The sequence below is a fragment of the Aeromonas sp. QDB68 genome (assembly GCF_027707405.1).
Classification (GTDB): Bacteria; Pseudomonadota; Gammaproteobacteria; order Enterobacterales; family Aeromonadaceae; genus Aeromonas; species Aeromonas caviae.
In genome coordinates this window covers 63,873-90,627 of the sequence record NZ_JAPCIQ010000006.1, presented here as the reverse complement: position 1 = coordinate 90,627, position 26,755 = coordinate 63,873, and the positions used below count along the sequence as shown (strand labels likewise).

Sequence of the window (26,755 nt, the reverse complement as noted above, 5' to 3'; positions counted from 1 at the left end):
AGCAAGGAGCCCGGATGAACACGGCTTACTTTTTGATTAACACTGTCTTTGATCTCTACCTCATGGTGGTGCTGCTGCGGGTCTGGCTGCAGTGGGCGCGGGCCGACTTCTACAACCCCATGAGCCAGATGGTGGTCAAGCTGACCAACCCGCTGGTGGTGCCCCTGCGCCGCGTCATCCCGGGTTTTGGCGGGCTGGACATGGCCTCTGTGCTGCTGGCGCTGCTGATCGCCTTTGGCAAGTTGGTCCTGCTCAAGAGCATGAATGTGCTGCAGGCGGACTGGCTCACTCTCTGTCTGTTTGCGACGCTCACCGTGTTGAAGAAGGCGGGTTCCATGATCTTCTGGATCCTGCTGATCCGCGCCATCCTGAGCTGGGTCAGCCAGGGTCGCAACCCCATTGAATACGTGATGCACCAGCTCACTGAACCCTTCCTGGCCCCCATTCGCCGCATCCTGCCTGCACTGGGCGGGCTGGATCTCTCCGTGCTGGTCGCCTTCATCGCGCTGCAGGCTATCAACTACCTGATGGGGGATCTGTTCGGCCAGTTGTGGTGGATGATCTGATGCCCGCCGTCCTGCTGGAAGGGGACGAGCTGGTGTTGCATCTGATGATCCAGCCCAAGGCGAGCCGGGATCAGATCATCGGATTGCACGGTGACGAGTTGAAAGTGGCCATCACGGCACCGCCGGTGGATGGTCAGGCCAACAGTCACCTGATCAAGTACCTGGCCAAGCAGTGCAAGGTGGCCAAGGGGCAGGTTCGCATCCTGCGGGGGGAGCTGGGTCGGCACAAGACGGTCGCCATCGACGCGCCAAAGCAGATCCCCGCCGAGATTGCCGCTCTGCTCGATAATCAGGGTTGATACGAGAGGGATGACATCATGAAAACAGCCTGGATGAGTTGCCTGCTGGCACTCCTGATGACGCTGCCGCTGCGGGCTGAGCAGATGCAGGAGCTGGGCCCCTGGAAAGTGCACTACAGCGCGTTCAACTCCAGCTTCCTCACCCCCGAGGTAGCCAGGACCTATGGCCTGGAGCGCAGCCGCTATAACGGCATCGTCAATATCGCGGTGCAGAACAAGCAGGGGGTGGCACAGGCGGTGGGGATCAGCGGCGAAGCCCGCAATCTGACCGGCACCCTTCGCACCCTGAATTTTCAGGAGGTGAAAGAGGGGAATGCCATCTATTACCTGGCAGTGCTGCCCTATCGCAATGAGGACACCTACCAGTTCACCCTGAAGATCATGGGGGAGGGGCAGCAGCAGACGCTGACCTTCCAGCAGACCTTCTACGTCGACTAGATTGCAGGGTGAATGCAGATGCCCTGCCCCCACGGGGGCGGGGCATTTTTTTGCCCGGTGAACCTGTGCTCGACGTCAGTGGCTGGCCAGGGGATAGGTAAACAGGGCCAGATGGGCGAAGTTGAACAGGAAGTGGAGCAGGATGGCGACACTGAGGCGCCCGCTCAGCTGGAACGCCAGGCCATAGCAGGCCCCCGCCAGCGCGGCGAACAACACCAGCAACGGGCCACCGGCAAGATGGGCTGCGCCAAACAGCAGGCTGGCGACCAGGAGACCTGCCCAGGGCGTGCTTCGGCTTGCCACCCCTTGCTGGATGCATCCCCGGAACAGCGCTTCTTCCGCCACACAGGTGAACAGCAGGTTGTTGAACGCGAACAGCCACCACCAGTGGGGCAGTCCCGCTTCGGGTTTGAGGGCGCCCAGTTGCCAGGCGGTGATGAGCAGGGCCGCGAGCGGTAGGATGAGCAGGGCCAGCGGCCGCCAGCGCATCGTTCCACCCGGGCCGAGCAGGCCGGGGATGGCCAGCAGCAGGGCGAAGAAAATGAGCGGCTTGTCCAGATTGAGGTAGAGGGTGAAGGGCACGCTGGCCGGGCCCGCCTGTACCTTGTCGAGCACCCTGAGATTGTCAAAGCCGGGCACCAGATGCAGCGTCAGGGCGAGGGACCACAGCAGGACCAGCGTCAGTGCGACGCCGCGCCAGGGTGGGGGCAGGGTGGGAGTGCGCCAGGCCAGCAGCAGACCGGCGAGGCTGACAAGAGCGGCGAGGGGCGCGAGTCGCTCAAGCCAGAGGGCGGTAAGCAGGGCAAGTCCCAACAGGAGCATGCCGGGCCTGGTCCGGCGGGCGAGGCAGCAGAGTACGGCCAGCCCCAGGACGAGCCAGATGAGGATATCGGGGAGTGGTAACATCGAGTCTCCTTGTATGAATGAAGGGCGCACCTTAACGATCCCCATGGTCTGGTTCAAGGACAAGGGGGTGGCCGAGACTGGCCGGCAGAAGACGCGCAATGAAAAGCCGGAGCTGGGCTCCGGCTTGGACGGCGGCAAGATGCCACCGAGAGAGGCGATGGCCTTCCCGTATCAGCGACCGGACTCGGCGATGACCCGGGCGATGATGTCGGCGCGTTTGCTGGCTTCCAGCTCGCCCAGGGCGATGAGACCGGCCTTGAAGATGACGTTCTTCGGCAGACTGACGTCATCCAGGGTGGTGATGGCCTCGACGTGCATGCCGTTCAGGCGGCTGGCATCGCGCGGGCTCAGGTTGACCTGGGTGTTCAGCACCTGCTTGCCCTTCTTCTTGGGCTGGGCGGGTTTCTTCGGTTGATCCAGCTCGTCTTCCGGCAGTTCGTCATCAAAATCGTAAATGGACATAGTCAATCCTGTTGGGTTGCAAGGGGCATGCTCGCCCGAATGGGGGTAATCAGCCCATATCCTCGTTGCGGATAAAGGCGCGCCAGGAGCCGAGTACCTGGGCAAAATCTTCCAGCCCGCACATGGCCAGCTGTTCATCATCGTAGTAGGCGAGATCGTCGAGATCCTCGTCCTGCTCGATATTGAGGACATTGGCCTTCACCTCGGCTTCCTCGTGGGTCAGCAGCAGGGAGTAGTCGCCCCCCAGCAGCCGGTATTCGGTGCGGGCCCGGCTGGAGAGCTGGTCGATGATGGCGAACAGCTCGTCGAGCTTCTCCTCGTCCTTGCCCACCTCGTCGATCAACCACTGGCCGATGGCTTCATGGCCCATGGAGAACCGGGCGCGATAGCCACCGAACGGGTCGCGGCGAAATTCATAATCCATAGCGGAGTCCATATCGGAGGGTGAAACCACCACGGCGCAAAGCGGCATGATGCCGGATCCTTGATCCATGGTGGGGCACTGATAGCGTAAAGTGGCCTATTCTAGCGATCCCCCCCGCGCTTGTCTTGATGATGTGGGATCTTTAACGGGTGATCCCGGTGATGGCGCACGCCGGGGACCCTGTCAACGAATGGTATGGAGAGGCAATGCAGCTCAACGACGCGCTCGCGCATCAGATAGTCAGCCGGGCGATGAAGATCCTCTCGTTCTCGGTCAACGTCATGGATGAACGGGGACTCATCATTGCGTCCGGCAATCCGGAGCGGCTGCACCAGCGCCACGAGGGGGCCGTGCTGGCCCTGACCGAGAACCGGGTGGTGGAGATAAGCGAGGCCACCGCCCGGGAGCTCAAGGGGGTGAGGCCCGGCATCAACCTGCCCATCGCCTATCAGGGGGAGCTGCTCGGTGTCATCGGCATCTCTGGGGATCCGGACATCGTGCGTGCTTACGCCGAGCTGGTGCGCATGACCGCCGAGCTCATCCTGGAACAGGCGGCGCTCACCGAGCAGTTGCAGTGGGACAAGCGCCACAAGGAGGAGCTGGTGTTGCAGCTCATTCGCGGCGAAGGGCGGGCCGATCAATTGCAACAGGTGGCCCGCTTCCTCGAGCTGGATCTCGCCCAGCCCCGGGTGGTGGCCGTGCTGGCGCTGGAGGAGGCCGAGCCCGCCCAGGTGAGGGAGCTGGTTCACCTGCTGGAAAACCCGGAGCGGGACAACCTGGTGGCCATCAACGGCCTGGACGAGATAGTGGTGCTCAAACCCGCCCAGCTCAGCGACGGCGTCTGGCAGTCGGCGCAGGAGCGCAGCCGGATCCGGCAGCTGCTCTCCCGTATTCCCCATTTCAAGGTTCGTATCGGGGTGGGTGATTACTTCGCCGGCATCCCCGGGCTGGCGCTCTCCTACCAGACGGCGCGAGACACCTTGCGCCGTGGCATGCGCCAGTCTCCCCGTAAGCAGGTCTATTTCTTCGAGGATTACCGGCTTTCAGTGCTGCTCGGCACCCTGGCGGACTCCTGGCAGGCGGATCAGTTGCGGGCTCCGCTGCAAAAGCTGGCGCAGGAGGACACAAAGGGAACGCTGCAAAAGACGCTGCGCCAATATTTCTTGCAGGATTGTGATCTGCATCCCTGTGCCGAAGCCCTGTTCATTCACCCCAACACCCTGCGTTATCGACTGACCCGGATAGAACAGATAACTGGCTTGAATTTCAACAAGTTAGATGACAAGTTTCTGCTCTATCTCGGGCTCAGTCTCGATAGCTGATTTGTCTTTTCCAACAAAAATACAAGGCCGGTAAATGCTTTTTTTGGTTTTATGGCCAAAGCATTCCAGGCGGGGATCCCCATAATGGCGCCACTCATTACAACAACAAGGTGCCCGTCATGATCCCAGTCTCCGCGCTCGGCGCGCTCGCCGCGCTTTCCATCGCCATCTTCCTCATCCTGAAGAAGGTGCCGCCTGCTTACGGCATGATTGTCGGTGCCCTGGCCGGTGGCCTGATCGGTGGCGCCGACCTGACCCAGACCGTCGCCCTGATGATCGGCGGCGCCCAGGGGATCACCACGGCGGTGATGCGGATCCTGGCGGCGGGTGTGCTGGCCGGGGTGCTCATCGAATCGGGCGCCGCCACCACCATCGCCGAGACCATCGTCAAGAAACTCGGCGAAACCCGTGCCCTGCTGGCACTGGCCCTGGCTACCCTGATCCTGACCGCGGTCGGCGTCTTCGTGGACGTGGCCGTCATCACGGTCGCCCCCATAGCGCTGGCCATCGCCCGCCGTGCCGACCTCTCCAAGGCGGCCATCTTGCTGGCGATGATCGGCGGCGGCAAGGCGGGCAACGTCATGTCTCCCAACCCCAACGCCATCGCGGCAGCCGATGCCTTCCACCTGCCGCTCACCTCGGTGATGGCGGCCGGCATCATCCCGGGCCTGTTCGGGCTGGTGATGGCCTACTGGCTGGCCAAGCGCCTCAACAACAAGGGCAGCAAGGTCGCCGCCGACGAGGTGGTGAGCTTCAATGGCAGCAAGCTGCCGGGCTTTGCCGCCGCCATCAGTGCGCCGCTGGTGGCCATCCTGCTGCTGGCCCTGCGCCCCATCGCCGGCATCGTGGTGGACCCGCTCATTGCACTGCCCCTCGGTGGTCTGGTCGGCGCCCTGATGATGGGCAAGTTCAGCAAGGTGAACCAGTTTGCCGTCTCCGGTCTCGCCCGCATGGCGCCGGTGGCCATCATGCTGCTGGGGACGGGTACCCTGGCGGGCATCATCGCCAACTCCGGCCTGAAAGATGTGCTCATCAGTGGCCTGACCGCTTCCGGTCTGCCCTCCTATCTGCTGGCCCCCATCTCCGGTGCCCTGATGTCGCTGGCGACCGCATCGACCACGGCCGGGACCGTGGTGGCCTCCAACGTGTTCAGCGCCACTCTGATTGAACTGGGGATCAGCAGCCTGGCAGGGGCCGCCATGATCCACGCCGGCGCCACCGTGTTTGACCACATGCCCCACGGCTCCTTCTTCCATGCCACCGGCGGCAGCGTCCACATGGGCGTCGGCGAGCGGCTCAAGCTCATCCCCTACGAAACCGCGGTCGGTCTGACCATCGCCGTTGTCTCCACCCTGATGTTTGGCGTGTTTGGCCTCGCCTAAGGAACTGATATGAAAATTGTGATCGCCCCCGATTCATTCAAGGAGAGCCTGAGCGCCATGGCGGTGGCCGATGCCATCGAGGCCGGTTTCAAGCAGGTGCTGCCGGATGCCACCTACGTCAAGCTGCCCATGGCCGATGGCGGCGAGGGGACGGTGCAGTCTCTGGTGGATGCCACCGGTGGTCGCATCCTGCCGGTCGAGGTGACCGCCCCCCTCGGCAACAGGGTGCAGGGCTTCGTGGGCCTGCTGGGGGATGGCAAGCGCGCCGTCATCGAGATGGCGGCGGCCTCCGGCCTTCATCTGGTGGCGCCCGAGCTGCGCAATCCGCGGTTCACCTCCAGTGTCGGCACCGGGGAGCTGATCCTGGCCGCGCTGGAGATGGGGGTGAACCACCTCATCCTCGGCATCGGCGGCAGCGCCACCAATGACGGCGGTGCCGGCATGATCCAGGCACTCGGCGGCAAGCTCCTGAAAGCAGATGGTTCCCCCATTGCGCCGGGCGGTGCCGGTCTGGCCGAGCTGGCCATCATCGACCTGAGCGGGCTGGACCCCCGTCTGACCGGACTCACCATCGAGGTGGCCTGCGACGTGGACAATCCGCTGTGCGGCCCGAAAGGGGCGTCCGCCGTGTTCGGTCCGCAGAAGGGGGCAACTCCCGAGATGGTGGCCGAGCTGGATGCCAATCTGGCCCGTTACGCGGACTGCATCGAGCAGGCGCTTGGCAAGCAGGTGAAGGAGATCCCGGGAACGGGGGCCGCAGGCGGCATGGGGGCAGCCCTGGTGGGGCTGCTCGGCGCCGAGCTCAAACCCGGCATCCGGATCGTCATCGAGGCGCTGAACCTGGCCGAGGCGGTGGCCGATGCGGATCTGGTCATCACCGGCGAGGGCCGCATCGACAGCCAGACCATCCACGGCAAGACGCCCATCGGGGTGGCTCGCTGTGCCAAGCAGTTCGGCAAGCCGGTGATCGGCATCGCCGGATGCCTCACCGATGACTGCGGCGTGGTGCACGAGCACGGGCTGGATGCGGTGTTCGCCGTGGTCAATCGGGCCATGTCCCTGCCGGAGGCGCTGGCCACCGCCACCACCAACCTGCAGCTCACGGCCCGCAACGTGGCGGCTCTCTACCTGCTGCGCAAATGACCCTCTCTCCTGGCCGATGCGGTGCATCGGCCTGACCCTGCCCCGTGCAGCAGAGTGAGCGGCCCGGCGTGGCACCTCTGACGCACTTGCCGATCCTTGGGTCGGCTTTTTTTATTATCCTGCTGTCTTTCATATGGTTTTTGTATTCTGACAAGGGGCTTTGCGGCATAGTGATCTCCCGACAGTGAGGGAGCCACGAGAAACAAGGCCCGCCTGAGGGAGGGCTTCCCATTCCGGGGGGCAATATGCGAGGAGCGAGCCATGATCCTGCTGACCCTGGGGGGGGTGTTGTTCACCCTGACTCATCTTTACCCCTGTTTCGCGGCACAGCACCGCGCCCGTCTGCGGGAGCGGCTGGGGGAGAACCGCTACAAGGGGCTCTTCTCGCTGCTGGTGTTCGTCGCCATCGGCGGCATCCTCGCAGGCTGGCGCAGTGCCAGCCCCATGCCCCTCTATTTTCTGCCTGTCTGGGGGCCCACCCTGGTGATGGGGATCATGCCGATCGCCCTTGTCCTGCTGTGTGCGGGGCAGGGGGCGAACCATTTCCGTCGTTGGCTGGTGCACCCCCAGCTGCTCGGGGTGCTGCTCTGGTCGGGGGCCCATCTGGCGGTGAACAGCGAGGCGCGTTCCCTGGTGCTGTTTGGCGGGCTCGGTCTCTGGGCTCTCATCAGCATCGTCTGGATTTCGATGCGGGAGTGGGGCCGTCACCCCCGTGCCGCCGCCACCTGGCAGGGGACGGGGATCAGTCTGGGGGCGGGGCTGGCCCTCACGGCTCTGCTTATCTTCTGGGGACACGGCTGGCTGACCGGGATCCCCCTGCACTGATCCCTGAACCAGATTCCGGGGTCTTGCGTATGATGGACAAAATAATGGGAGTCACGTCGATGAAATGGTTCACCCTGCTGCTGATGCTCGGTTCGGGGGCGGTCTCTGCCGCCTGCCCCGATTACTTCAACGTGGAGATGCGGGAGCTCAACAGCACCCAGCGCCACAACCTCTGCCAGTTGACCGAGGGCAAGGTGGTGCTGGTGGTCAACACCGCCTCCTACTGCGGTTACAGCGGTCAGTTCCGGGATCTGGAAGCCCTCTATCAGGGCTACAAGGAGAAGGGACTGATGGTGCTGGGCTTCCCCTCCAACGATTTCTGGCAGGAGGCGGGCAACGAGAACAAAACCGCCGAGGTGTGCCGCCGGGACTACGGGGTGACCTTCCCCATGTTCAACCGGGTGGCGGTGCGGGGTTCGGATGCGGTGCCGCTGTTCAAGGGGCTGGCCGCGGCTGCCGACGGTGATGCGCCCAACTGGAACTTCCACAAGTACCTGGTCGGGCGGGACGGCAAGCTGATTGCGAGCTATGGCGCCAACCAGAATCCGTCGGATGATCCTCTCAAACAGCAGATCATCGATGCCCTGGGGCACTGACCCTACCCCATGGCGGGCCGCTCTGGAATAATGCGGCCCCGCCATCCACTCCGGTGACACCGTGCTGCAACGTCTTCCCCAAATGGTGATCTTCGATGCCCTGGTTCGTGAACAGGGCATCTCGGCGGCTGCGCGCCGCCTCGGGGTCTCCAAATCCCACATCAGCAAGCAGCTCGCCCTGCTGGAAACCGCGCTCGGCGCCCAGCTGGTACAGCGCACTACCCGCCGTTTCGGGCTCACCGAACTGGGTCTGGAGTATGCCCGCCACTGCCGCGCTCTGGTGGCGGTGGCGCTGGAGGCGGAATCCATGGTGGCGGAGCGCCGTGGCAAGGTGAGCGGTGTGCTCCATCTGGGGGTTGGTCAATCCTTCGGGCGGTTGCACGTGATCCCGCGCCTCAAGGCGTTTCAGGCACGTTATCCGGATCTGGAGCTGGAGGTGTCCCTGTTCGATCACCGCACCAATCTGGTGGATGAGGGGCTGGATCTCTGGATCACCACCTACGAGGACAAACCCGAGTCCCTGGTAGGGCAGCGACTGGCAGACATCGGCTTCGTGCTGGTGGCCTCGCCGGATTATCTGCTGAGTCACGGCACGCCACTGCACCCCAGGGATCTGGCCCATCACAATTGCATCACCTACCAGAGCCGGGAGCGGCGCTACCACGAGTGGTCATTTCGCCAGGGCAAGGAGCGCCAGACGGTGCAGGTGGCGGGCAACTATCGGGTGGATCTGGCTGAAGCGGTGCGGGACGCCGCCCTGGCCGGGCTCGGCATCGCCTACGTGGCCAACTACCTGCTGGACAAGGAGCTGCAATCTGGTCAGCTCATCCCTCTGCTGCCCCAGTGGCAACCGAACCAGAAGATGGCGGTGCACGCCGTCTATGCCAGGCGAGAGCATCTGGATCCCAAGATCCGCCTCTTCATCGACTTCCTCAAGGAGAGCTTCGGACCCGGGCCCTACTGGGCGCAGCGACTCGCACCCTGGCTCGGGGGGAAATTGTCCTGCACCGAGGAATAATCGTTTCCATACAAGAACACTGGCGTGAGTGCGGTTTCAAAGTTGTGTCAAATCAGTCAGTTGGCGCAACCGATATCGTGCAAACGTTTTTGCTAACAGGGTTGTAACCCGGCGGGGTTGCGGCGGTGAGGGGAGGGGAGCAGAATCCGCGCCCATCTTCAGCCTCACTGGATGGAATCCCCATGATTGCCCTGCTTGGTATCCTGAGCATCCTGGCCCTGGCCGCACTCTGCTCTGATAATCGTCGTCGTATCCCGTTGCGAACAGTGGGCTTTGCCCTCTGCCTGCAAGTGCTCTTCGCCGCCCTGGTGCTCTGGCTGCCCGCCGGTCAGCAGGTATTGAACGGTGTCAGCGAGAGCGTCAGCAGCGTCATCGGCTACGGCCAGGAGGGGATTGCCTTCCTGTTCGGGGATCTGGCCAAGTTCAAGCTGGGCTTCATCTTCGCCTTCAACGTGCTGCCGGTGATCATCTTCTTCTCCGCGCTGATCGCCATCCTCTATCACATCGGCCTGATGCCCAAAGTGATCGCCCTGCTCGGCGGCGGCCTGCAGAAATTGCTGGGCACCGGCCGCGCCGAGAGCCTCTCTGCCACCGCCAACATCTTTGTCGGCATGGTGGAAGCGCCGCTGGTGGTCAAACCCTATCTCTCCAGGATGTCCGATTCCCAGTTCTTTGCGGTGATGAGCTGCGGACTGGCCTCGGTAGCTGGCGGCACCCTGGTGGGCTACGCCAGCATCGGGGTCGAGCTGAAATACCTGATTGCGGCGGCCTTCATGTCCGCCCCTGCCGGGCTTGCCATGGCCAAGATCCTGGTGCCGCCTGCCGCGCAAGAGGAAGATCACCACGAAGACGTGGAGATCCCCCGCGCCACCAACGTCATTGAAGCGGCCGCCGATGGTGCCATGGCGGGTCTCAACATCGCCGTCGCCGTGGGGGCGACCCTGCTGGCCTTCGTCGGCGTGATCGCCCTGCTCAACGGCCTGCTTGGCTGGGCCGGCGACCTGGTGGGGCTGGAGCTGAGCTTCCAGATCATCCTGGGCTGGCTGTTTGCCCCCGTCTCCTGGCTCATCGGCGTCCCCTGGGATCAGGCCCAGGCGGCCGGTGCCCTGATCGGCACCAAGATCGTCATCAACGAGTTCGTCGCCTTCATCGCCCTGGTGCAGGATCAGACGTTGAACGAGTCGAGCAAGGCCATCGTCACCTTCGCCCTGTGCGGTTTCGCCAATATCTCTTCCATGGCGATCCTCATCGGCGGCCTGGGGGCCATGGTGCCGGAGCGCAAGTCCTTCATCGCCCGCTACGGCATGCGCGCCATCCTGGCGGGGGTGCTGGCAAACCTGATGAGCGCCTCCCTGGCAGGCTTGTTCCTCGCCCTCTGATAGACCCTGGAAGTCAGCACCTTCCGGTCATTGCCCGCTTCGGCGGGCTTTTTTGCACCCGGTTGCAGGCAAAAAAAAGCGCCTCTGGGGAGGCGCGGGGAAAAGACAGATTGGAAGCGTCACATGGGTGCCACCTGAATGAGGGATGAGCCGTCCCATCCAAGTGTGAAGCCATGATGCCTGATGCTCTCTGAAGCGCTTCTGAGGCGATTCTTCATACTGTGTTCATTTTCAAAATGCTGCATAAATGTGATTTTTAAATGATTTATGCTGAAATAAAATAAATAATTAGTGATTTATTTTGTTGTGCAGCTCAAAGGAAAGATGAATCGGGGCGGTGGGCATGCTCCTGCCATGGGGCGGATCCGGCGGCAGATTATCCCGGTGCAGGCTCAACACATCACGCAACCATACTGCCAGATGGCAAGCAACCAGCATGTGATGGAGATGCTGTCCGTCATGGGCAGTGCAACGCCGCCTGCGGTCTGCTGTTGGGCCCAGCAACTCGTATGTGATGAAGATGCCGCTCGTCAGAGGATCCGCGCGAGTGGCCTGCGGTCTGTGGTGCCTGCACCCGCAACCCGCATTTGACAGGAGGAGCACCCTTTCATGGGGTCAGCGCGAAGTGGTCTGCGGTCTCCTGCTCCAGTGCCAGCAACCAGCGCTTGATGGGGATGCCTCCCCCGTAGCCGGTCAGTTCACCGCTGCGCCCTATGACCCTGTGGCAGGGCACTATGATGCTGAGGGGATTGCGGCCGTTGGCGGCGCCTACCGCCCGCACGGCCCTGGGGTTGCCGATGGCCTCTGCAATCTGGAGGTAGCTGACGGTCTCGCCGTAGGGAATGTCGCACAACGCCCGCCACACGGCCTGCTGGAATGGTGTGCCCGTGGCGGCCAGGGGGAGATCGAAGCGCCGCAGGCGGCCGGCAAAGTAGGCGGCAAACTGCTCGACAAAGGGGGCCAGGGCGACATCATCCCGCTGCCACTCCGGTTGCGGCAGGACGGGGCGCTCCCCTTGCATGAATTCCACGTGGCGCAGCCCGGCCCCATCGATGGCGATGAGCAGGGGCCCCTTGGCACATTCACAAAAGCTGTACTGCATTCTCTTGTCCTCGGGGTTGTGGCAGGTCACTCCAGCACGGGCTTGCCGCGGGTGGATTTGATCTCTCCCTTGCGTTTCTTGGCATCGACCCGCTTGCGTTGGGAGCTGCGGGTCGGCTTGGTGGCGTGGCGGGCCTTGGGGCGCCACGCGGCTTTTTTCAGCAGCTCGGTCAGGCGGCTCATGGCCTCCTTGCGATTCATGTCCTGGCTGCGATGGGTCTCGACCCTGATCTGGATGAAGCCGTCGTGAACCCGGCTGTCGCTGAGCCGCTCCAGTCCCTCCTTGTAGAGCGGCGGCAGGCTGGGGGAGTCGCGATAATCGAAGCGCAGCCAGACGGCGGAGTCGGTCTTGTTGACGTGCTGGCCGCCATTGCCCTGGGCCCGCATGGTCTGGAATTGCAGTTCATGCCAGGGGATGATCACGCTGTTGGAGATGACTAACATGGGGTGATGCTCTCATTTGGTGCATCAAGGGAGTCTGGTGCAGCTTGGTGCCTCATTATGGGGCGAGATGCGCTTCCTTGGTGATCCTGAGCCTTTCTGGCTCAGAGTGTCATGTCTATCTATATGAAAATAAACGATAAAAATACTTGGCACAAGAATTGATGACCCATTCGTGACATACCATGGATTGGGAGCAACCATATGAAGCTGATTACTGCGATTATCAAACCTTTCAAGTTGGACGACGTGCGCGAGGCCATCGCCAACCTGGGGGTGGAAGGCCTGACCGTCTCCGAAGTGAAGGGTTTTGGTCGCCAGAAGGGGCACACCGAATTATACCGGGGGGCCGAGTACCAGGTCGACTTTCTGCCGAAGGTGAAGCTGGAGATCGCCACCGCAGACGAGAACGTCGAAGGGGTGATCGAGGCCATCTGCAAGGCGGCCTATACCGGCAAGATCGGTGACGGCAAGATTTTCGTCTATGACCTGCTGCAAGCGGTGCGTATTCGTACTGGTGAGAGCGACGACGAGGCGCTCTGAGTACGCTCCTTTGCCCGGCCGGGTCGGGCAAAGGTCCGGGCAGGTTCTGCCGACAGTGTGAATGGGTGGTCGTCGAAAGACCGGATGGGATTCCATCCGGTCTTTTTGTTTGGCCGCTGATTAAATAGATCGTTCCAACCCAGCAAACCGCCTTGATCCTCTCCTCCCGATTCATGCAGAATGCAAACGAAAATGGTTATCACTCTTTACGCAGACAAGGAACGGATGATGAAAATGAAGATGTTGGCACTGGCTTTCTCCACGCTTGTCGCCCAGTCGGCGTTCGCCGCCCAGGAGGTAAACGTCTATTCGAACCGTCAGGATGAGCTGATCAAGCCCATCATCCAGCAGTTCGAGAAGGAGACCGGGATCAAGGTCAATGTGGTGTTTGCCAAAGAGGGGCTGAACGAGCGTCTGGAACGGGAAGGCAAGCTCTCTCCGGCCGATCTGATGCTGACCGTGGACATCAGCCGTCTGACCGAGCTGGTGGACAAGGACCTGGTGCAGCCGGTGGACAGCAAGACGCTGCAGGAGAACATCCCCTCCATCTATCGCGATCCGGACAACCGCTGGTTCGCCCTGACCACCCGGGTGCGTGCCATCTACTCCAGCAAGGAGCGTCTTGGCAAGCTCGACACCATCCGCTACGAAGATCTGGTCAAGCCTGAATTCAAAGGAAAAATTTGTACCCGTAGTGGCAAGCACGAGTACAATGTGGCGCTGGTTTCGTCCATGATTGCCCATCACGGCATGGCGGATACCAAGACCTGGCTGGAAGGGGTCAAGGCCAACCTGGCGCGCAAGCCCCAGGGCAACGACCGTGATCAGGTCAAGGCGATCAAGGACGGCATCTGTGATGTCTCCCTGGGCAACAGCTACTACCTGGGTGCCATGTTGAAGGACCCGGCGCAGAAGTCCTGGGCCGACGCGGTGGAAATCAACTTCCCGAACCAGGGTGATCGCGGTGCCCACGTCAACGTGAGCGGCGTGGCCATGACCAAGTATGCCAAGAACAAGGAAGCAGCACAGAAGCTGATGGAGTTCCTCTCCGGGGATACCGCCCAGCACATGTATGCTGATGTGAATGCCGAGTACCCGGTCAAGGCGGGGGTCGAGCCTTCTGCCATGGTCAAGTCCTGGGGCACGTTCAAGTCTGACCCCATGCCGGTCAGCGATTATGCCAAGCACCGCAAGGACGCCTTGCAACTGCTGGATGAAGTGAAATTCGACTTGTAATCAGATGGGGCCAACGGCCCCATCAACTTCTGTGGACTCATGAAACATTTTGGATGGATTGCCGGCAGCTGGGCCACCGCCCTGCTGCTGGGTTTGCCGGTACTCGCCCTGGTCTTCTCCGCCTTCTCGGCTGATGGGGAACTGTTTGCCCACCTCGCCGATACCGTACTGCCCGACTATCTGCGAAACACGTCCGGTCTGGTGCTGGGGGTGGTCTGCCTCAGCCTGCTGTTCGGAGTGCCCACCGCCTGGCTGGTGGCCATGTGCGAGGTGCCGGGGCGCCGCGCCCTGCAATGGGCGCTGATGCTGCCCATGGCGATGCCCTCCTATATCGTTGCCTACGTCTATACCGACCTGCTCGACTACTCGGGCCCGCTGCAGTCGGGGCTGCGTGCCCTGTTTGGCTGGCAGGGACCGGCCGACTACTGGTTCCCGGCCATTCGCTCCCTCGGGGGCGCCGCCTGGGTGCTGGCGTTGGTGCTCTTCCCCTATGTCTATCTGCTGGCACGGGCCTCCTTCCTGGAGCAGTCGGTCAGCCTCATTCACTCCAGCCGTCTGCTCGGCTGCACCCCCTGGCAGAGCTTTCGCCGCCTGAGCCTCCCCCTGGCCCGCCCGGCCATCATGGTGGGGGCATCTCTGGTCGCGATGGAAACTCTGGCGGACTTTGCCACCGTCCACTTCTTTGCCATCAACACCCTGACCACCGCCATCTACGACACCTGGCTCGGCTACGGCAGCCTGGCGACCGCCGCCAAGCTTTCCTGTCTGATGCTGCTGGCGGTGGTGCTGCTCATCGCGCTGGAGCGCCGCTCCCGCCAGCGCCAGCAGGTGTTCCAGAAGTCCATGGGCTTCGAGCAGCCCCTGCGTTACCCCCTCGGGGGCCTGAGGGGCGTGCTGGCCGGGCTCTGGTGCTGGGGCCTGGTGCTGGCGGGGTTCGCCCTGCCGTTCGTCATCCTGCTCGATTACGGGGTGCGTTACTTCGCGCTGTCGTGGACGCCCGAATTCGTACGCTTTGCGGGCAACAGCCTCGCCATCTCGGTCCTGACCGCCCTGCTGGCCATGGCCATTGCCCTGCTGCTCGGCTTCTTCCGTCGCCTCGATGGGGGGACTCGCAGCCTGCTGCCCCTGCGCCTCGCCGCCATGGGCTATGCCATGCCGGGGACCGTGCTGGCCATCGGCGTGCTGGTGCCGCTCACGGCCCTGGATTTTGGCATCAACGATCTGGCCGAGTGGCTCGGGATGCCGGGCCCCGGTCTGCTCCTGACCGGCACCCTCACCGCCATCGTGTTCGGCTATCTGGTGCGCTTCGTGGCCATCGCCATCGGGTCGGTGGAGAGCAGCATGAGCAAGATCTCCCCCAGCCTCGACATGGCTGCCCGCTCTCTGGGGCAGGGGGCGGGCGGCATGCTGCGTCGCATTCACCTGCCGCTGGTACGGCGCGGCCTCTTTGCCGGCGCCATGCTGGTGTTCATCGAATCCATGAAGGAGCTGCCCGCCGCCCTGCTGCTGCGGCCGTTCAACTTCGAAACCCTGGCGACCCACGTCTATCAGTTCGTCTCGGACGAGATGCTGGAGCGGGGGGCGCTCGGTGCCATCGTCATCGTGCTGGTGGGGCTGATTCCCCTGCTGTGGATCAACCGTACCCTGGATGGTCCAGGCCATTGAGCGGCCCCGTCCGGCATCACTACGCGAGAGGAAAAGAACCTTGTCCTGCCTGAATATCGAGAAGGTCAGCTGTCACTACAATGGCCGCCCCGTGCTGGAGCAGCTCTCCCTGCAGGTGGCCGACAACGAGATCGTCTGTCTGCTGGGGGCCAGCGGCTGTGGCAAGACCACGCTGCTCAAGGCGGTGGCCGGTCTGCTGCCCCTGGCCCAGGGGGAGATCCGGCTGGGAGAGACCCTGCTCGATGCCCCCGGAGTGAGTGTGCCGCCGGAGGCCCGCCATATCGGCATGATCTTCCAGGATTACGCTCTCTTTCCTCACCTGACGGTGGCCGAGAACGTCGGCTTCGGCCTGACCGGGCAGGATCGCGGCAGCCGCCAGCAGCAGGTGGAAGAGGCGCTGGCGCTGGTCAACCTGCAGGGGTTGGGGGAGCGCTATCCCCACCAGCTCTCCGGCGGCCAGCAGCAGCGGGTGGCCATCGCCCGCGCCCTGGTGTGCAAGCCGCGCCTGATGCTGCTGGACGAGCCCTTCTCCAACATCGACACCCAGGTGCGGATGAAGCTGATCCTCGAGATCCGCGCCCTGCTCAAACAGCAGGGCATTGGTGCCATCTTCGTCAGCCACAGCAAGGAAGAGGCCTTCGCCTTCGCCGACCGGCTGGCCCTGTTTCGTGCCGGTCGCATCGAGCAGGTGGGGGAGCCGGAGCAGCTCTATCGCCGCCCCGGGAACCGCTTCGTGGCGGAGTTTCTCGGCGGGGTCAATTATCTGGCGGCCGAGGTGGTGGACAGCCACTGCGTGCAGACCCTCCTTGGAACCATCTGCGGTCAGGAGCCCCATGGCCGCGCGGTGGGGGAGCGGTTGCAGCTCATGCTCAGACCCCAGCAGTTGGCGCTGACGGCGGCGGATGACGGTGAGCTCCGGGTGCGTGAGCAACAGTTCCTGGGCCATCACTGCCGGGTACTGGTGGAGTGTGGCGGCCAGCAACTGGAAGCCAGCATCGGTGAGCCCCTGGAAGGGGAGCGCGCGCGGGTGACCGTGGCTCCTCATGCCCTGGTGTTGTTTGACCCCTTGCCCTGAGTGCGTGGTATTGTCGTGAAATCAATGAACTGGAAGCGCGCTGGTTTATAATCGCGCCACGCCCATAGCCAACGCACTTGGAGAGAGACATGAAAGCCCAAGCCGGGATCTGCGCAGAGCCGAATCTGCACGCCCTCTATCTGATGTTCAATCGCACCGGTGACGCCGCTGCCCTGACCTCCCGCCTGGCGAGCCTGCCAGCACTCTGGGAGGCGGTGAGTGCCGACTTCCCCGATGCGGCCTTCAGCGGTCTGGTCGCCGTCGGGGCCGACGCCTGGGATGATCTCTATCCTGCCGCCCGGCCGCCCCAGTTCCGCGGTTTCATGGCGCAATCCGCCAACGGTCAGGAGGCCCCCAATACCCCGTTTGATCTCTTCGTTCAGTTGCGTGCTGATCGGGTGGACGTGCTGCATCATGCCGGTCATCGCGTCATGGCCCTGCTGGCCGGGCTTGTTGAATTGGCCGAGGAAGTCCGCGGTTTTCGCAACCAGGATTGCCGGGATCTGACCGGTTTCGTCGACGGCACCGAGAACCCGCAGGATGAGCACCGCGCCGAGGTGGCGTTGCTGGACGGCGGCGAGTTCGCAGGTGGCTCCTACATCCACGTGCAGCGTTGGGTCCACGCCATGAGCGACTGGGAGACGCTGGCCCTGAAGGAGCAGGAAGACATCATAGGCCGCACCAAGGTCGACAACATCGAATACGAGTCCGCCGACAAGCCGCTCACTTCCCACATCAAGCGGGTCAACCTCAAGACCCCGAAGGGGGAGTCCATGGAGATTCTGCGCCAGAGCATGCCCTGGGGCACCATGAGCGAGCAGGGGCTCTACTTCATCTCCTGCTGCCGCACGCCGCTGCACTTCAACGCCATGCTGGCCAGCATGTACAAAGGGGAAGGCAGCCACTTCGATCACCTGCTGCGCTTCACCCGGGCGGTGACCGGCGCGGCCTTCTTCGCCCCTTCCGTCGATTTTCTGGTGGCCGAGGGCAAATAAACCCGGCCTGCCGACCGCTCAAAACAAAAAATCCCGGCCAAGGCCGGGATTTTTGTGCGGATCGCCCAAGGCGACCGGATCAGGGCGTCTGCTCGAACAGCTCGAGGGCGGAGAGGTAGAGCTCCTCGATGTCGGTATCGCTGGTCGGGGTGATGAAGATGGTGTCATCACCGGCGATGGTGCCGAGGATCCCTTCGGCCTTGCCGAGGGAGTCAAGCAGGCGGGCGATCAGCTGAGCTGCGCCGGGGCTGGTGTGGATCACCACCAGAGCGCCGTTGTGGTCGACATCCAGCACCAGGTTCTTGAGGGGGCTGGAGGTGGTGGGCACGCCCAGTTCCACCGGCAGACAGTAGACCATCTCCATCTTGGCATTGCGGGTGCGAACGGCGCCGAAGCGGCTCAGCATGCGCGAGACCTTGGATTGGTTGATGTTCTCGAAGCCCATCTCTTGCAGGGCAGTCACTATCTCTGCCTGGGAGCCGAAACGCTCCTCTTTCAGCAAGGCTTTAAAGGCCTTGGCCAGTTTTTCTTGCTTGTCGTTATGTTTCATCTTGGACTCACGAATGAGGGGAGTGACCGCCTGTCACGCTCAGGCGGTAGATACGAACAGCGCTGCTATTTTGCATTCATATGCCTGTTTTGGCAAGGAAGCGGCGCTTGTTCTGCATATTGATTCAAATATAGCTTGCATCAACTTATGCTGGCGCTAGAATCAGGACGAAATTTTGAAAACTTATTCAATTGGGCTGTATGGGTATCGAATTAATCGGCATCGAAAAATCCTGGCACAAGGTGCCGGTACTGCAGCAGGTGAGCTTTCGGACTGCTCCCGGCGAGACCTTGGTATTGCTGGGCCCGAGCGGGGCAGGCAAGAGCTCTCTGCTGCGCATGATGAACTTGCTGGACACGCCGGATGCCGGTGTGTTGCGCATCGCAGACAGTGAATTTTCTTTCCCGTCCAGCCTCTCTACTGCCGAATTCAACCGTCAGGCACAGGCGCTGCGCCGCAAGGTGGGCATGGTGTTCCAGCAGTACAATCTGTGGCCGCACCTCACCGTGATGGAGAATCTGATTGAAGCGCCCGTCAAGGTGCTCGGCATGAGCCGCGAGGCGGCCATCGAGAAAGGGGCCTATCTGCTGGCCCAGCTGCAACTGGCCGACAAACGGGACGCCTGGCCCGCACGGCTTTCCGGTGGCCAGCAGCAGCGGGTCGCCATTGCCCGGACCCTGATGATGGATCCCCAGGTGCTGCTGTTTGACGAACCGACGGCTGCCCTGGATCCCGAAATTACCAAAGAGGTGGCGGAGATCATCCGCACCCTGAGCCAGACCGGCATCACCCAGGTAGTGGTGACCCACGAAGTGGAGTTCGCCCGCAAGGTGGCCAGTCAGGTGATCTATCTGGAGAAGGGGCGGATCATCGAATCCGGCACCGCCGCCATCTTCCAGTCCCCGCAAACCAGCCGGTTTGCCGAATTCTTGATGCATTGATATTGAGTCGATAAGGAAGCTGTCATGAAAAAGAGTCTGTTGCTGATCGCCGCCATGGGTCTGCTGAGCACTTCTGTGCTGGCCAAAGAGATCAAGTTCGCCACCGAGGCAACCTATGCGCCGTTCGAATACCTGGATGACAAGAACGAGTTCCAGGGGTTTGACATCGATCTGGCCCGCGCGGTCTGCGAGCAGGCCAAGCTGGAGTGCAGCTTCCACAACCAGGCCTTCGACAGCCTGATCCCCAGCCTCAAGTTCCGTCGCTATGACGCCGTCATCGCCGCCATGGACGTGACCCCGGAGCGGGCTGCCCAGGTCGACTTCTCCGACATCTATTACGAGAACTCCGCGGTGTTCGTCGCCAAGAAAGAGACCTTCAAGGGGCCGGACGATCTGGTGGACAAGACAGTTGGCGTGCAGAACGGCACTTCTCACCAGTCCTATCTGGTGGACAACTGGGTGAGCAAGGGTCTGCTGACCGTGCCCTACGCCAGCTACCAGAGCGCCTTCCTCGACATGATGAATGGCCGCACTGACGGCGTGTTTGCCGATACGGCGGTGGCCGCCGACTGGCTCAAGCAGCACAAGGAATACGCCGTGGTCGGTACCCCGGTGACCGACGCCAAGTACTTCGGTACCGGTTTTGGCATCGCGGTGGCCAAGGGCAACCAGGAACTGCTGACCCAGCTGAACAAGGGGCTGGCCGAGATCAAGGCCAACGGCACCTATCAGAAGATCTATGACAAGTACTTCGCGCAGTAAGCCATGTTGAGCCTGTTGTTGGATGCAGCCTGGATGACCCTCGGGCTGGCCCTGGCATCCCTGGTCGGTGGCATGGTGCTGGCACTGGCATTCAGTGCGGCTGAGTTGAGCAAGCAGCGTGCGTTGGTGTGGCCCGTGGCCACCCTGACCACCTTGATCCGTGGTCTGCCCGAGTTGCTGGTGGTGCTCTTCATCTACTTCGGCTCGACCCAGGTGCTGTTCCTCATCACCGGGGAGTATGTGGAGTTCAGCCCGTTCGCCTGCGGTGTGCTGGCGCTCTCCCTGCTGTTTGCGAGCTACGCCACCCAGACCCTGCGTGCCGCCCTCAATGCGGTGCCCACGGGGCAGCGGCTGGCGGCGCAGGCGCTCGGCCTGGGCAAGGGGCACACCTTCTTTCGCATCGTGCTGCCCCAGGCCTGGCGTCACGCCCTGCCCGGGCTCGGCAACCAGTGGCTGGTGCTGCTCAAAGACACCGCTCTGGTCTCCCTCATCGGGGTAAACGAGATGATGCGTCAGGCACAGATGGCGTCGGCCAGCACCTATCAACCCTTCACCTGGTACGCCGCTGCCGCCCTCATCTATCTGGCCATCAGTCTGGTGAGTGAATTCGGCTTGAAGCAGGCGTCCCGCTATACCCGCCGTTACGGAGGCTGACCATGCAGGATTACCTGATGACCCTGCTGGGAGGGCTGGCGATCACCTTGCAGCTCACCGCATTCAGCTTGCTCCTGGGCGTGCTGATGGCGGCCGGCATGACCTGGGTGCTGGAGCGTCGCATTCCGGTGGCGACCCAGCTGGTGCAGCTCTGGGTACTGGTCTTTACCGGTACGCCGTTGCTCATCCAGATCTTCCTCATCTACTACGGGCCTGGTCAGTTTGAATGGCTCAAGGCGGGGCCGCTCTGGCCGCTGCTCAAGCAACCCTGGTTCTGCGCCGTGCTGGCGCTCGGTTTCAATACCGCAGCCTACTCCACCCGGCTGTTTAAGGGGGCGCTCGACGCCATCCCCGCCGGTGAAGTGGAGGCCTGCCGTGCGCTCGGCTTCTCCGCCGGACAGACCCTGTGGATGAAGGCCCGCCATGCCGCCCGTCGGCTGGTCCCCGCCTATTCCAACGAGGTGATCCTGGTGCTCAAGGGGAGTTCGCTCGCCAGTACCATCACCATCATGGACATCATGGGGCTGGCCCAGCGTCTCAACGCCCAGACCTATGACACCCTGGCGGTGTTCACCGTGGCCGGAGCGCTCTATCTGACCATGAATGGATTGTTAACAATTGGTTTCCGCTGGTGTGAGCGTCGGGCACTGGCTTTCCAGTCCTGAAGCAGTCACATTTACCTCTTAATGGTGAGGGGAGCACAGGAAATCTGTGTCTTTCCTCCCATTTATCGCATATTCCTCTCCGCTTTCATCGCCGCTTGTTCCCTGGCTCACAGAACCCGTGATTACAACTGTTATCAGATTGTTTTTTAGGAGGGGATCCTTTAAGGTGAGGCGCACAATAAGAATCAGCATTAACCCAACTAGAAACAACCTTAAACCTACGCTTAGACATGGAGTTGATCATGAAAGTTGCCGTTCTGGGTGCCGCCGGTGGCATCGGCCAAGCCCTCGCTCTGCTGTTGAAAAACCGCCTGCCTGCCGGTTCCGAACTGAGCCTGTATGACATTGCCCCGGTCACTCCGGGCGTGGCGGCGGACCTGAGCCACATCCCGACTGACGTGAAAGTAAAAGGTTTCTGCGGTGAAGATCCGAGCCCGGCTCTGGTCGGCGCCGATGTCGTGCTGATCTCTGCCGGCGTGGCGCGCAAGCCCGGCATGGACCGTTCCGACCTGTTCAACATCAACGCCGGGATCGTCAAGAACCTGGTGGAAAAGTGTGCTGCTTCCTGCCCGAAAGCACTGATCGGCATCATCACCAACCCGGTCAACACCACGGTCGCCATCGCCGCCGAAGTGCTAAAGAAAGCCGGTGTCTATGACAAGCGTCGCCTGTTCGGCGTGACCACCCTGGATGTGATCCGTGGCGAGACCTTCGTGGCCGAAGCCAAGGGCCTGAACGTTGACAAGGTACGTGTCAACGTCATCGGCGGTCACAGTGGCGTGACCATTCTGCCGCTGCTCTCCCAGGTTGAAGGCGCCAGCTTCACCGCTGAGGAAGTGGCTGCCATGACCAAGCGCATTCAGAATGCCGGTACCGAGGTGGTGGAAGCCAAGGCCGGTGGCGGTTCCGCCACTCTCTCCATGGGTCAGGCAGCCTGCCGTTTCGGTCTGTCGCTCATCAAGGGTCTGCAAGGGGAAGCCAACGTCATCGAGTGTGCCTATGTGGAAGGCAACGGTGAGCACGCCACCTTCTTCGCGCAGCCGGTGCTGCTCGGCAAGAACGGCGTCGAAACCGTGCTGGACTACGGCAAGCTGAGCGCCTTCGAGCAGGAAGCGATGGACAGCATGCTGGCCACCCTGAAGGCTGACATCCAGCTGGGCGTCGACTTCGTCAAGTAAGTCTCTACGTCGACCGCAAGGGGAGCCCAGGCTCCCCTTTGTCATTTTCGGGGTTGGGTGTAGCGGGCTAAGGAGATGGCCCTGGCTGCCGATAACAGAAGGCAGCAGGAGATCCCTATGATAAAACCAAGAACCCTCATCGCCATTATCGGTGTGTGCAGCTTACCCTTGCAGGGGGCGGAGTCCACCTCGGCCGCCGCGCCCACCCAGGCGGTGGCGGCTGCAGCCGCGCCGCCATCCGCGGCGTCTGCATCCTTGTCACCGGCCTCATCATCGGCCCAGCCAGCCCTGACGCCAGCCTCTTCTGTCGCCACGCCATCCCTCCCTGTGTCAGCAGTTCCAGCCCAGGCGCCATCCGCATCCGCACCTGTGCCGTCCGCACCGGCAGCTGCGCCGCTGCCCAGGGCGACGACGCAGGCATCCGCTGCTGCGGGAGAGTTGCAGGCCGTGCCGCTCTATCGCCAGGACGAACTGCTCAACTGGATAGAGCAGGGGCGCCATCTGGCCCGGGTGAAGCAGGACAGGTGCCAGCTCACCCAGGATATCGAGGCGAGGGCCTCGGTGATGAAGATCCCTGCCTATCAGTTCCTCTGGGGAGACATGCTGGCGTGGGGGGTTTGCACCAAGCCGGACGCCCAGATCGGGGTGCAGTACATGTGGGAGGCCGCCAACCAGGGGCTGGCGCCGGCGCTGGAACAGCTTGGCCGCTATTACTGGAAGGGGATCCTGGTTCAGAAGGATCTGGTGCGGGCCGAGACCCTGATGCGGGAAGCCGCGAGCCTCGGCTTCTTACGGGCACAGATGGAGTGGGTGGAGATGTTGCTGCAGGGCATGGGGAGTCCGCTGGATTACGAGGAGGCGTATCACTGGCTGCACGGCGCCGTCATCGGTGACAAGGCCATGCACCAGAAGGCGGCGAGCCTGCTCAGCCGGCTCGGCAACCGGATGCCCGCCAATGCCATCGCCCGTGCCAAGGCGATGCACTGAGTTCTGGTAGCCCGCTTTGATATTACAAGGCCCACGAAGCTGTGCTTGTGGGCCTTGTGCATTTTCCCGGTCAGGGGAGGGATCAGAGGCCCTGATGGGGGCCGAAGACCTCGTAGTGCATCCGCTCGGCAGGCACGCCCACATTCTCCAGCTGAGCTTTGACTGCCTTCATGAACGGGACAGGGCCGCAGAAATAGTAGTGGGCGTCGGCCGGAATGAGGTCGGTGACCTGCTCCAGTGCCAGAGTGCCGCTGAAGTCGTAATCCTCTCCTTTGACATCCTGCTCCCCCGGCTCCCGATACCAGATCCGGCTCTCCAGTTTCCCGTGTTGCCTGCTCTTTGCCCGGATCTCGTCCCTGAACGCGTGGTGGGCGCCGTGTTCGCAGGCGTGAAGCCAGCGAATATCCATATCCGGGCCCTCGGCCAGCAAGTGGTTGAGCATGCTCAGCATGGGGGTGAGGCCGACCCCGGCGGAGATCAGCACCACGGGCGTGTCTGTCACCTCTTGCAGGAAGAAGTCGCCGGCCGGCGGCATGATGTCGACCGTGTCACCGATGTGAAGATGATCATGCAACAGGTTGGAGGCCTGACCCCTGGGTTCGCGCTTGACGCTGATGCGGTAGTCGCGGCCATTGGGGGCGTCCGAGAGGGAGTACTGGCGGATCTCCTGATGCTCGAGGGCGGGATGAACCAGCTTGATACTGAGATATTGCCCCGGTTTGAAACGCAACACGGGGTTGCCATCGAGGGGTGCCAGGACGAAAGAGGTGATGAGTTCACTCTCCTGACGCTTCTCCTTGATGATGAAAGGGCGGGTTCCCTGCCAACCACCGTCCTGGCTTGCCTTCTCCCGATAGAGCTCGCTCTCCCGGCCGATAAAGATGTCGGCCAGCACACCGTACGCCTTGCCCCAGGCGGTAAGGACCTCCTCCGTGACAGCGTTGCCACCCATTTCTTTGAGCGTGGCCAAGAGATGACTACCCACAATGTGATATTGTTCCGGCTGGATCAGGAAACCCGTGTGTTTGTGGGCGATGCGTTCAACGGCTCCGGCCAGGGCCCCCAGATTGTCAATGTTCCTAGCATAGGCCGCCACCGCACTGAACAGTGCCAAGGGCTGTCCCCCGCTACGCTGGTGAGCCAGGTTGAAGAGATCCTTCAACTCGGGATTGTGGCTGAACATGCGCTGATAAAAGTGCCGTGTGAGGTCAGGGCCCGCCGATTCGAGCAAAGGAATGGTGCTCTTGATGACGGCGATGGTGGCTTGGTCTAACATAGGAGGTCCTTTCTAATTGAACATCTGGAATGTCACTTATTAAGTTGCATCCTAAATGTTTAATTGATCTGGATCAATCATCAATTCTTCGCGCTAGGCGCTACAGGCACTATGAGACTAACGAGCTATACCGATTTTGGATTGAGAGCCCTGCTCTATCTGGCTACCCTGCCGGAGGGGGAACTGTCGAGCGTGGCCAAGGTATCCGCCTTGTACGACGTATCCCGCAACCACATGGTGAAGGTGGTGAACCAGTTGGTGAAACTGGGCTATCTACAGTCACAACGCGGCAAGAATGGTGGCATCCGCATGGCGCGCTCCCCCGACGAGATCAATATCGGGCAAGTGATCCGGGCATTGGAAGGCAATCTGGACGGGATCGACTGCAGCTCCCCGGTGTGCCATATCGTCTCCGTCTGTCTGCTCAAGAGTGCCTTGAAGGAGGCGATGAACGCCTTCCTCGCGGTGATGGATGGTTATACGCTGCAGGATTTGCTGGCAAACCGTGACGAGTTGCAGCAGGTGTTCGGTGAGCTCATCCCCACTCTGGTGCTGGAGCCGGATGACGAGAGCGAGTGAAGCAAAAAGGCTGCCATCGGCAGCCTTTTTTCAATCCTCGTACTCTGAATCGTCCCGGTACAGGTGCGGCATGATCCTTGCCATCTTCACCATGTTGTTCTCCACTTCGAGAATCTCGATAGGGTAGCCCGCCAGCCTGACACTGATGTTGGGTTGGGGGATCTCCTCAAGGTACTCCAGGATGGCGCCATTGAGGGTCCGTGGGCCGTCCATGGGCAGGTGCCAGTCCATCTCCTTGTTCAGCTCGCGGATGCTGGCGGAGCCTTCGACCAGGAAGGAGCCGTCCGGCTGGGGATGGATCTCGTCACTCGGGGTCGGTGTCATGGAGGTGGTGAAGTCACCGACAATCTCTTCCAGGATGTCGTCCAGGGTGATCAGCCCCTGAATATCGCCATATTCGTCGACGATAAGGCCAATTCGCTCCTTGTTGCGCTGGAACTTGGCCAACTGCACGTTGAGGGGGGTCCCCTGGGGGATGAAATAGATGGGGTCGACTTCCCGCAGCAGGCTGGACTTGCTGAACTGATCCCGGGCGACCAGTCTCAGGGCATCCCGTGAGTGCAGGAAGCCGACGACGTCATCGATATTGTCGCGATAGAGCAGGATCTTGGTGTGGGCGCAGTGGGCCAGCTGGCGCAGTATGATCTTCCAGTCGTCATTGATGTCGATGGCGGAGATCTCGCTGCGCGGGACCATGATGTTCTCCACCGTCATCTTGTCGAGATCCAGGATGCTTATCAGCATCTCCTGGTGGTGCTTGGGAATGAGATTGCCCGCCTCGTTGACGATGGTGCGCAGCTCTTCGGAATTGAGGGAGTCATCCTTGTTGTGCTCTAGACGCAAGAGTTTCAGCAGCAGGTTCGTGATGCTGTTGATGAGCCAGACAAGGGGGGTGAACGGCACCATCAGCCCCTTGAGGATCCAGGAGGCAGGGTAGGCTATCCGCTCGGGGAACATGGCCGCCAGTGTCTTGGGGGTGACTTCCCCGAATACCAGCACCACCAGGGTCAGCCCGAAGGTGGCAATGGCGACGCCGAGATCCCCGAACAGCCGGATGCAGACGATGGTCGCGATGGCGGAGGCCAGGATGTTGACCAGATTGTTGCCGATGAGAATGAGGCCAAGCAGGCGGTCCGGCCTGGCCAGCAGCTTCTCGACCCGGCGGGCAGCCTTGTGCTTGGTCTGGGCCAGATGCCGCAGCTTGTAGCGGTTGAGCGACATTAGACCGGTTTCGGAACTGGAGAAGAAGGCTGACAAAAGGATCAAGATAACGAGAACAATCAGCAATGTACTCGTTGAGATACTGTCCAAGAAGGGCTCCTGTAAGGATGGTTGGGGAATGTTCGT

General features: G+C 61.9%; 30 protein-coding genes. 22 read left to right on the top strand and 8 right to left on the bottom strand.

Annotated features, from left to right (window positions below; translation table 11 throughout):
• Positions 1–14: 14 nt before the first annotated feature.
• From PG892_RS03865 to PG892_RS03855, 3 genes are read left to right on the top strand one after another with little or no spacing between them, the layout of a single operon-like run.
• On the top strand, positions 15–566 hold the full coding sequence (locus PG892_RS03865) for a YggT family protein (protein WP_010673053.1): 552 nt from the start codon (positions 15–17) through the stop codon (positions 564–566).
• A complete protein-coding gene (gene yggU, locus PG892_RS03860) occupies positions 566–865 on the top strand; it encodes a DUF167 family protein YggU (RefSeq protein ID WP_010673054.1) in 300 nt (99 codons plus the stop codon). Before PG892_RS03865 ends, yggU begins: the two co-directional genes overlap by 1 nt.
• An 18-nt stretch (positions 866–883) precedes the next feature.
• The gene (locus PG892_RS03855) at positions 884–1,303 is read left to right on the top strand and encodes a DUF4426 domain-containing protein (protein WP_029313762.1); all 420 of its coding nucleotides are present in this window, start codon (positions 884–886) and stop codon (positions 1,301–1,303) included.
• Between the two features lie 75 nt (positions 1,304–1,378).
• Here PG892_RS03855 and PG892_RS03850 read toward each other — a convergent pair whose 3' ends face one another.
• The 3 genes from PG892_RS03850 to PG892_RS03840 all read right to left on the bottom strand — a co-directional run bounded on the left by PG892_RS03850 (position 1,379) and on the right by PG892_RS03840 (position 3,095).
• Positions 1,379–2,209: a CPBP family intramembrane glutamic endopeptidase gene (locus PG892_RS03850; RefSeq protein ID WP_042864458.1), complete on the bottom strand. Its 831-nt coding sequence runs from the start codon at positions 2,207–2,209 to the stop codon at positions 1,379–1,381.
• Between the two features lie 171 nt (positions 2,210–2,380).
• Positions 2,381–2,671: a hypothetical protein gene (locus PG892_RS03845; protein ID WP_039039963.1), complete on the bottom strand. Its 291-nt coding sequence runs from the start codon at positions 2,669–2,671 to the stop codon at positions 2,381–2,383.
• A 49-nt stretch (positions 2,672–2,720) separates the two neighbouring features.
• Entirely contained in the window at positions 2,721–3,095 is a 375-nt protein-coding gene (locus tag PG892_RS03840) for a YacL family protein (protein WP_039039964.1), read from the bottom strand.
• Positions 3,096–3,301: 206 nt separating this feature from the next.
• Here PG892_RS03840 and PG892_RS03835 point away from each other — a divergent pair, with 206 nt between their 5' ends.
• The 7 genes from PG892_RS03835 (at position 3,302) to PG892_RS03805 (ending at position 10,760) form a co-directional block, all read left to right on the top strand.
• Positions 3,302–4,417: a sugar diacid recognition domain-containing protein gene (locus tag PG892_RS03835; RefSeq protein ID WP_039039965.1), complete on the top strand. Its 1,116-nt coding sequence runs from the start codon at positions 3,302–3,304 to the stop codon at positions 4,415–4,417.
• 119 nt (positions 4,418–4,536) lie between these two features.
• On the top strand, positions 4,537–5,799 hold the full coding sequence (locus PG892_RS03830; RefSeq protein WP_223920097.1) for a GntP family permease: 1,263 nt from the start codon (positions 4,537–4,539) through the stop codon (positions 5,797–5,799).
• 9 nt (positions 5,800–5,808) lie between these two features.
• Complete coding sequence (locus PG892_RS03825) at positions 5,809–6,942, top strand: glycerate kinase (RefSeq protein ID WP_223920098.1); 1,134 nt, start codon at positions 5,809–5,811, stop codon at positions 6,940–6,942.
• A gap of 261 nt (positions 6,943–7,203) precedes the next feature.
• Complete coding sequence (locus PG892_RS03820) at positions 7,204–7,767, top strand: NnrU family protein (protein ID WP_223930538.1); 564 nt, start codon at positions 7,204–7,206, stop codon at positions 7,765–7,767.
• Between the two features lie 59 nt (positions 7,768–7,826).
• A complete protein-coding gene (locus PG892_RS03815) occupies positions 7,827–8,363 on the top strand; it encodes a glutathione peroxidase (RefSeq protein WP_010673063.1) in 537 nt (178 codons plus the stop codon).
• Between the two features lie 82 nt (positions 8,364–8,445).
• Positions 8,446–9,381, top strand: a complete 936-nt coding sequence (locus PG892_RS03810; RefSeq protein ID WP_223920756.1) for a LysR family transcriptional regulator — start codon at positions 8,446–8,448, stop codon at positions 9,379–9,381.
• A 182-nt stretch (positions 9,382–9,563) separates the two neighbouring features.
• Complete coding sequence (locus tag PG892_RS03805; RefSeq protein ID WP_041214468.1) at positions 9,564–10,760, top strand: NupC/NupG family nucleoside CNT transporter; 1,197 nt, start codon at positions 9,564–9,566, stop codon at positions 10,758–10,760.
• Positions 10,761–11,367: 607 nt separating this feature from the next.
• On the opposite strand, the gene PG892_RS03800 is transcribed toward PG892_RS03805, so the two are convergent.
• The gene (locus PG892_RS03800) at positions 11,368–11,862 is read right to left on the bottom strand and encodes a methylated-DNA--[protein]-cysteine S-methyltransferase (RefSeq protein WP_069652217.1); all 495 of its coding nucleotides are present in this window, start codon (positions 11,860–11,862) and stop codon (positions 11,368–11,370) included.
• A 26-nt stretch (positions 11,863–11,888) separates the two neighbouring features.
• Entirely contained in the window at positions 11,889–12,305 is a 417-nt protein-coding gene (arfB, locus tag PG892_RS03795) for an alternative ribosome rescue aminoacyl-tRNA hydrolase ArfB (protein WP_010673067.1), read from the bottom strand.
• A 201-nt stretch (positions 12,306–12,506) separates the two neighbouring features.
• Here arfB and glnK point away from each other — a divergent pair, with 201 nt between their 5' ends.
• From glnK to PG892_RS03770, 5 genes are all read left to right on the top strand, one after another.
• On the top strand, positions 12,507–12,845 hold the full coding sequence (gene glnK, locus PG892_RS03790) for a P-II family nitrogen regulator (RefSeq protein WP_005332325.1): 339 nt from the start codon (positions 12,507–12,509) through the stop codon (positions 12,843–12,845).
• A gap of 228 nt (positions 12,846–13,073) precedes the next feature.
• Entirely contained in the window at positions 13,074–14,081 is a 1,008-nt protein-coding gene (locus PG892_RS03785; protein WP_042864454.1) for a Fe(3+) ABC transporter substrate-binding protein, read from the top strand.
• 39 nt (positions 14,082–14,120) lie between these two features.
• On the top strand, positions 14,121–15,746 hold the full coding sequence (locus PG892_RS03780; protein ID WP_223930537.1) for an ABC transporter permease: 1,626 nt from the start codon (positions 14,121–14,123) through the stop codon (positions 15,744–15,746).
• 40 nt (positions 15,747–15,786) lie between these two features.
• The gene (locus PG892_RS03775; protein WP_041214470.1) at positions 15,787–16,821 is read left to right on the top strand and encodes an ABC transporter ATP-binding protein; all 1,035 of its coding nucleotides are present in this window, start codon (positions 15,787–15,789) and stop codon (positions 16,819–16,821) included.
• A gap of 89 nt (positions 16,822–16,910) precedes the next feature.
• Entirely contained in the window at positions 16,911–17,816 is a 906-nt protein-coding gene (locus PG892_RS03770; protein WP_214005079.1) for a Dyp-type peroxidase, read from the top strand.
• Between the two features lie 79 nt (positions 17,817–17,895).
• Here PG892_RS03770 and argR read toward each other — a convergent pair whose 3' ends face one another.
• On the bottom strand, positions 17,896–18,366 hold the full coding sequence (argR, locus tag PG892_RS03765; protein ID WP_005308670.1) for a transcriptional regulator ArgR: 471 nt from the start codon (positions 18,364–18,366) through the stop codon (positions 17,896–17,898).
• 200 nt (positions 18,367–18,566) lie between these two features.
• Here argR and PG892_RS03760 point away from each other — a divergent pair, with 200 nt between their 5' ends.
• The 6 genes from PG892_RS03760 to PG892_RS03735 all read left to right on the top strand — a co-directional run bounded on the left by PG892_RS03760 (position 18,567) and on the right by PG892_RS03735 (position 23,553).
• On the top strand, positions 18,567–19,307 hold the full coding sequence (locus PG892_RS03760) for an ATP-binding cassette domain-containing protein (RefSeq protein ID WP_041214472.1): 741 nt from the start codon (positions 18,567–18,569) through the stop codon (positions 19,305–19,307).
• Between the two features lie 24 nt (positions 19,308–19,331).
• Positions 19,332–20,069, top strand: a complete 738-nt coding sequence (locus tag PG892_RS03755) for an arginine ABC transporter substrate-binding protein (RefSeq protein WP_010673073.1) — start codon at positions 19,332–19,334, stop codon at positions 20,067–20,069.
• A gap of 3 nt (positions 20,070–20,072) precedes the next feature.
• On the top strand, positions 20,073–20,723 hold the full coding sequence (gene artQ / locus PG892_RS03750) for an arginine ABC transporter permease ArtQ (RefSeq protein WP_125117090.1): 651 nt from the start codon (positions 20,073–20,075) through the stop codon (positions 20,721–20,723).
• A gap of 2 nt (positions 20,724–20,725) precedes the next feature.
• Positions 20,726–21,388, top strand: coding sequence for an arginine ABC transporter permease ArtM (gene artM, locus PG892_RS03745; RefSeq protein ID WP_048209073.1), 663 nt, complete (start codon positions 20,726–20,728; stop codon positions 21,386–21,388).
• 242 nt (positions 21,389–21,630) lie between these two features.
• On the top strand, positions 21,631–22,566 hold the full coding sequence (gene mdh / locus PG892_RS03740; protein WP_010673076.1) for a malate dehydrogenase: 936 nt from the start codon (positions 21,631–21,633) through the stop codon (positions 22,564–22,566).
• 396 nt (positions 22,567–22,962) lie between these two features.
• Entirely contained in the window at positions 22,963–23,553 is a 591-nt protein-coding gene (locus tag PG892_RS03735; protein WP_029313773.1) for a tetratricopeptide repeat protein, read from the top strand.
• An 82-nt stretch (positions 23,554–23,635) separates the two neighbouring features.
• Here the strand turns inward: PG892_RS03735 and hmpA are convergent, their stop codons facing one another.
• The gene (gene hmpA / locus PG892_RS03730; protein WP_069652213.1) at positions 23,636–24,829 is read right to left on the bottom strand and encodes an NO-inducible flavohemoprotein; all 1,194 of its coding nucleotides are present in this window, start codon (positions 24,827–24,829) and stop codon (positions 23,636–23,638) included.
• Between the two features lie 111 nt (positions 24,830–24,940).
• On the opposite strand from hmpA, the gene PG892_RS03725 reads away from it, so the two are divergent.
• A complete protein-coding gene (locus PG892_RS03725; RefSeq protein ID WP_039039978.1) occupies positions 24,941–25,408 on the top strand; it encodes an Rrf2 family transcriptional regulator in 468 nt (155 codons plus the stop codon).
• A 30-nt stretch (positions 25,409–25,438) separates the two neighbouring features.
• On the opposite strand, the gene PG892_RS03720 is transcribed toward PG892_RS03725, so the two are convergent.
• Entirely contained in the window at positions 25,439–26,719 is a 1,281-nt protein-coding gene (locus tag PG892_RS03720) for an HlyC/CorC family transporter (protein WP_160837191.1), read from the bottom strand.
• Positions 26,720–26,755 lie beyond the last annotated feature (36 nt).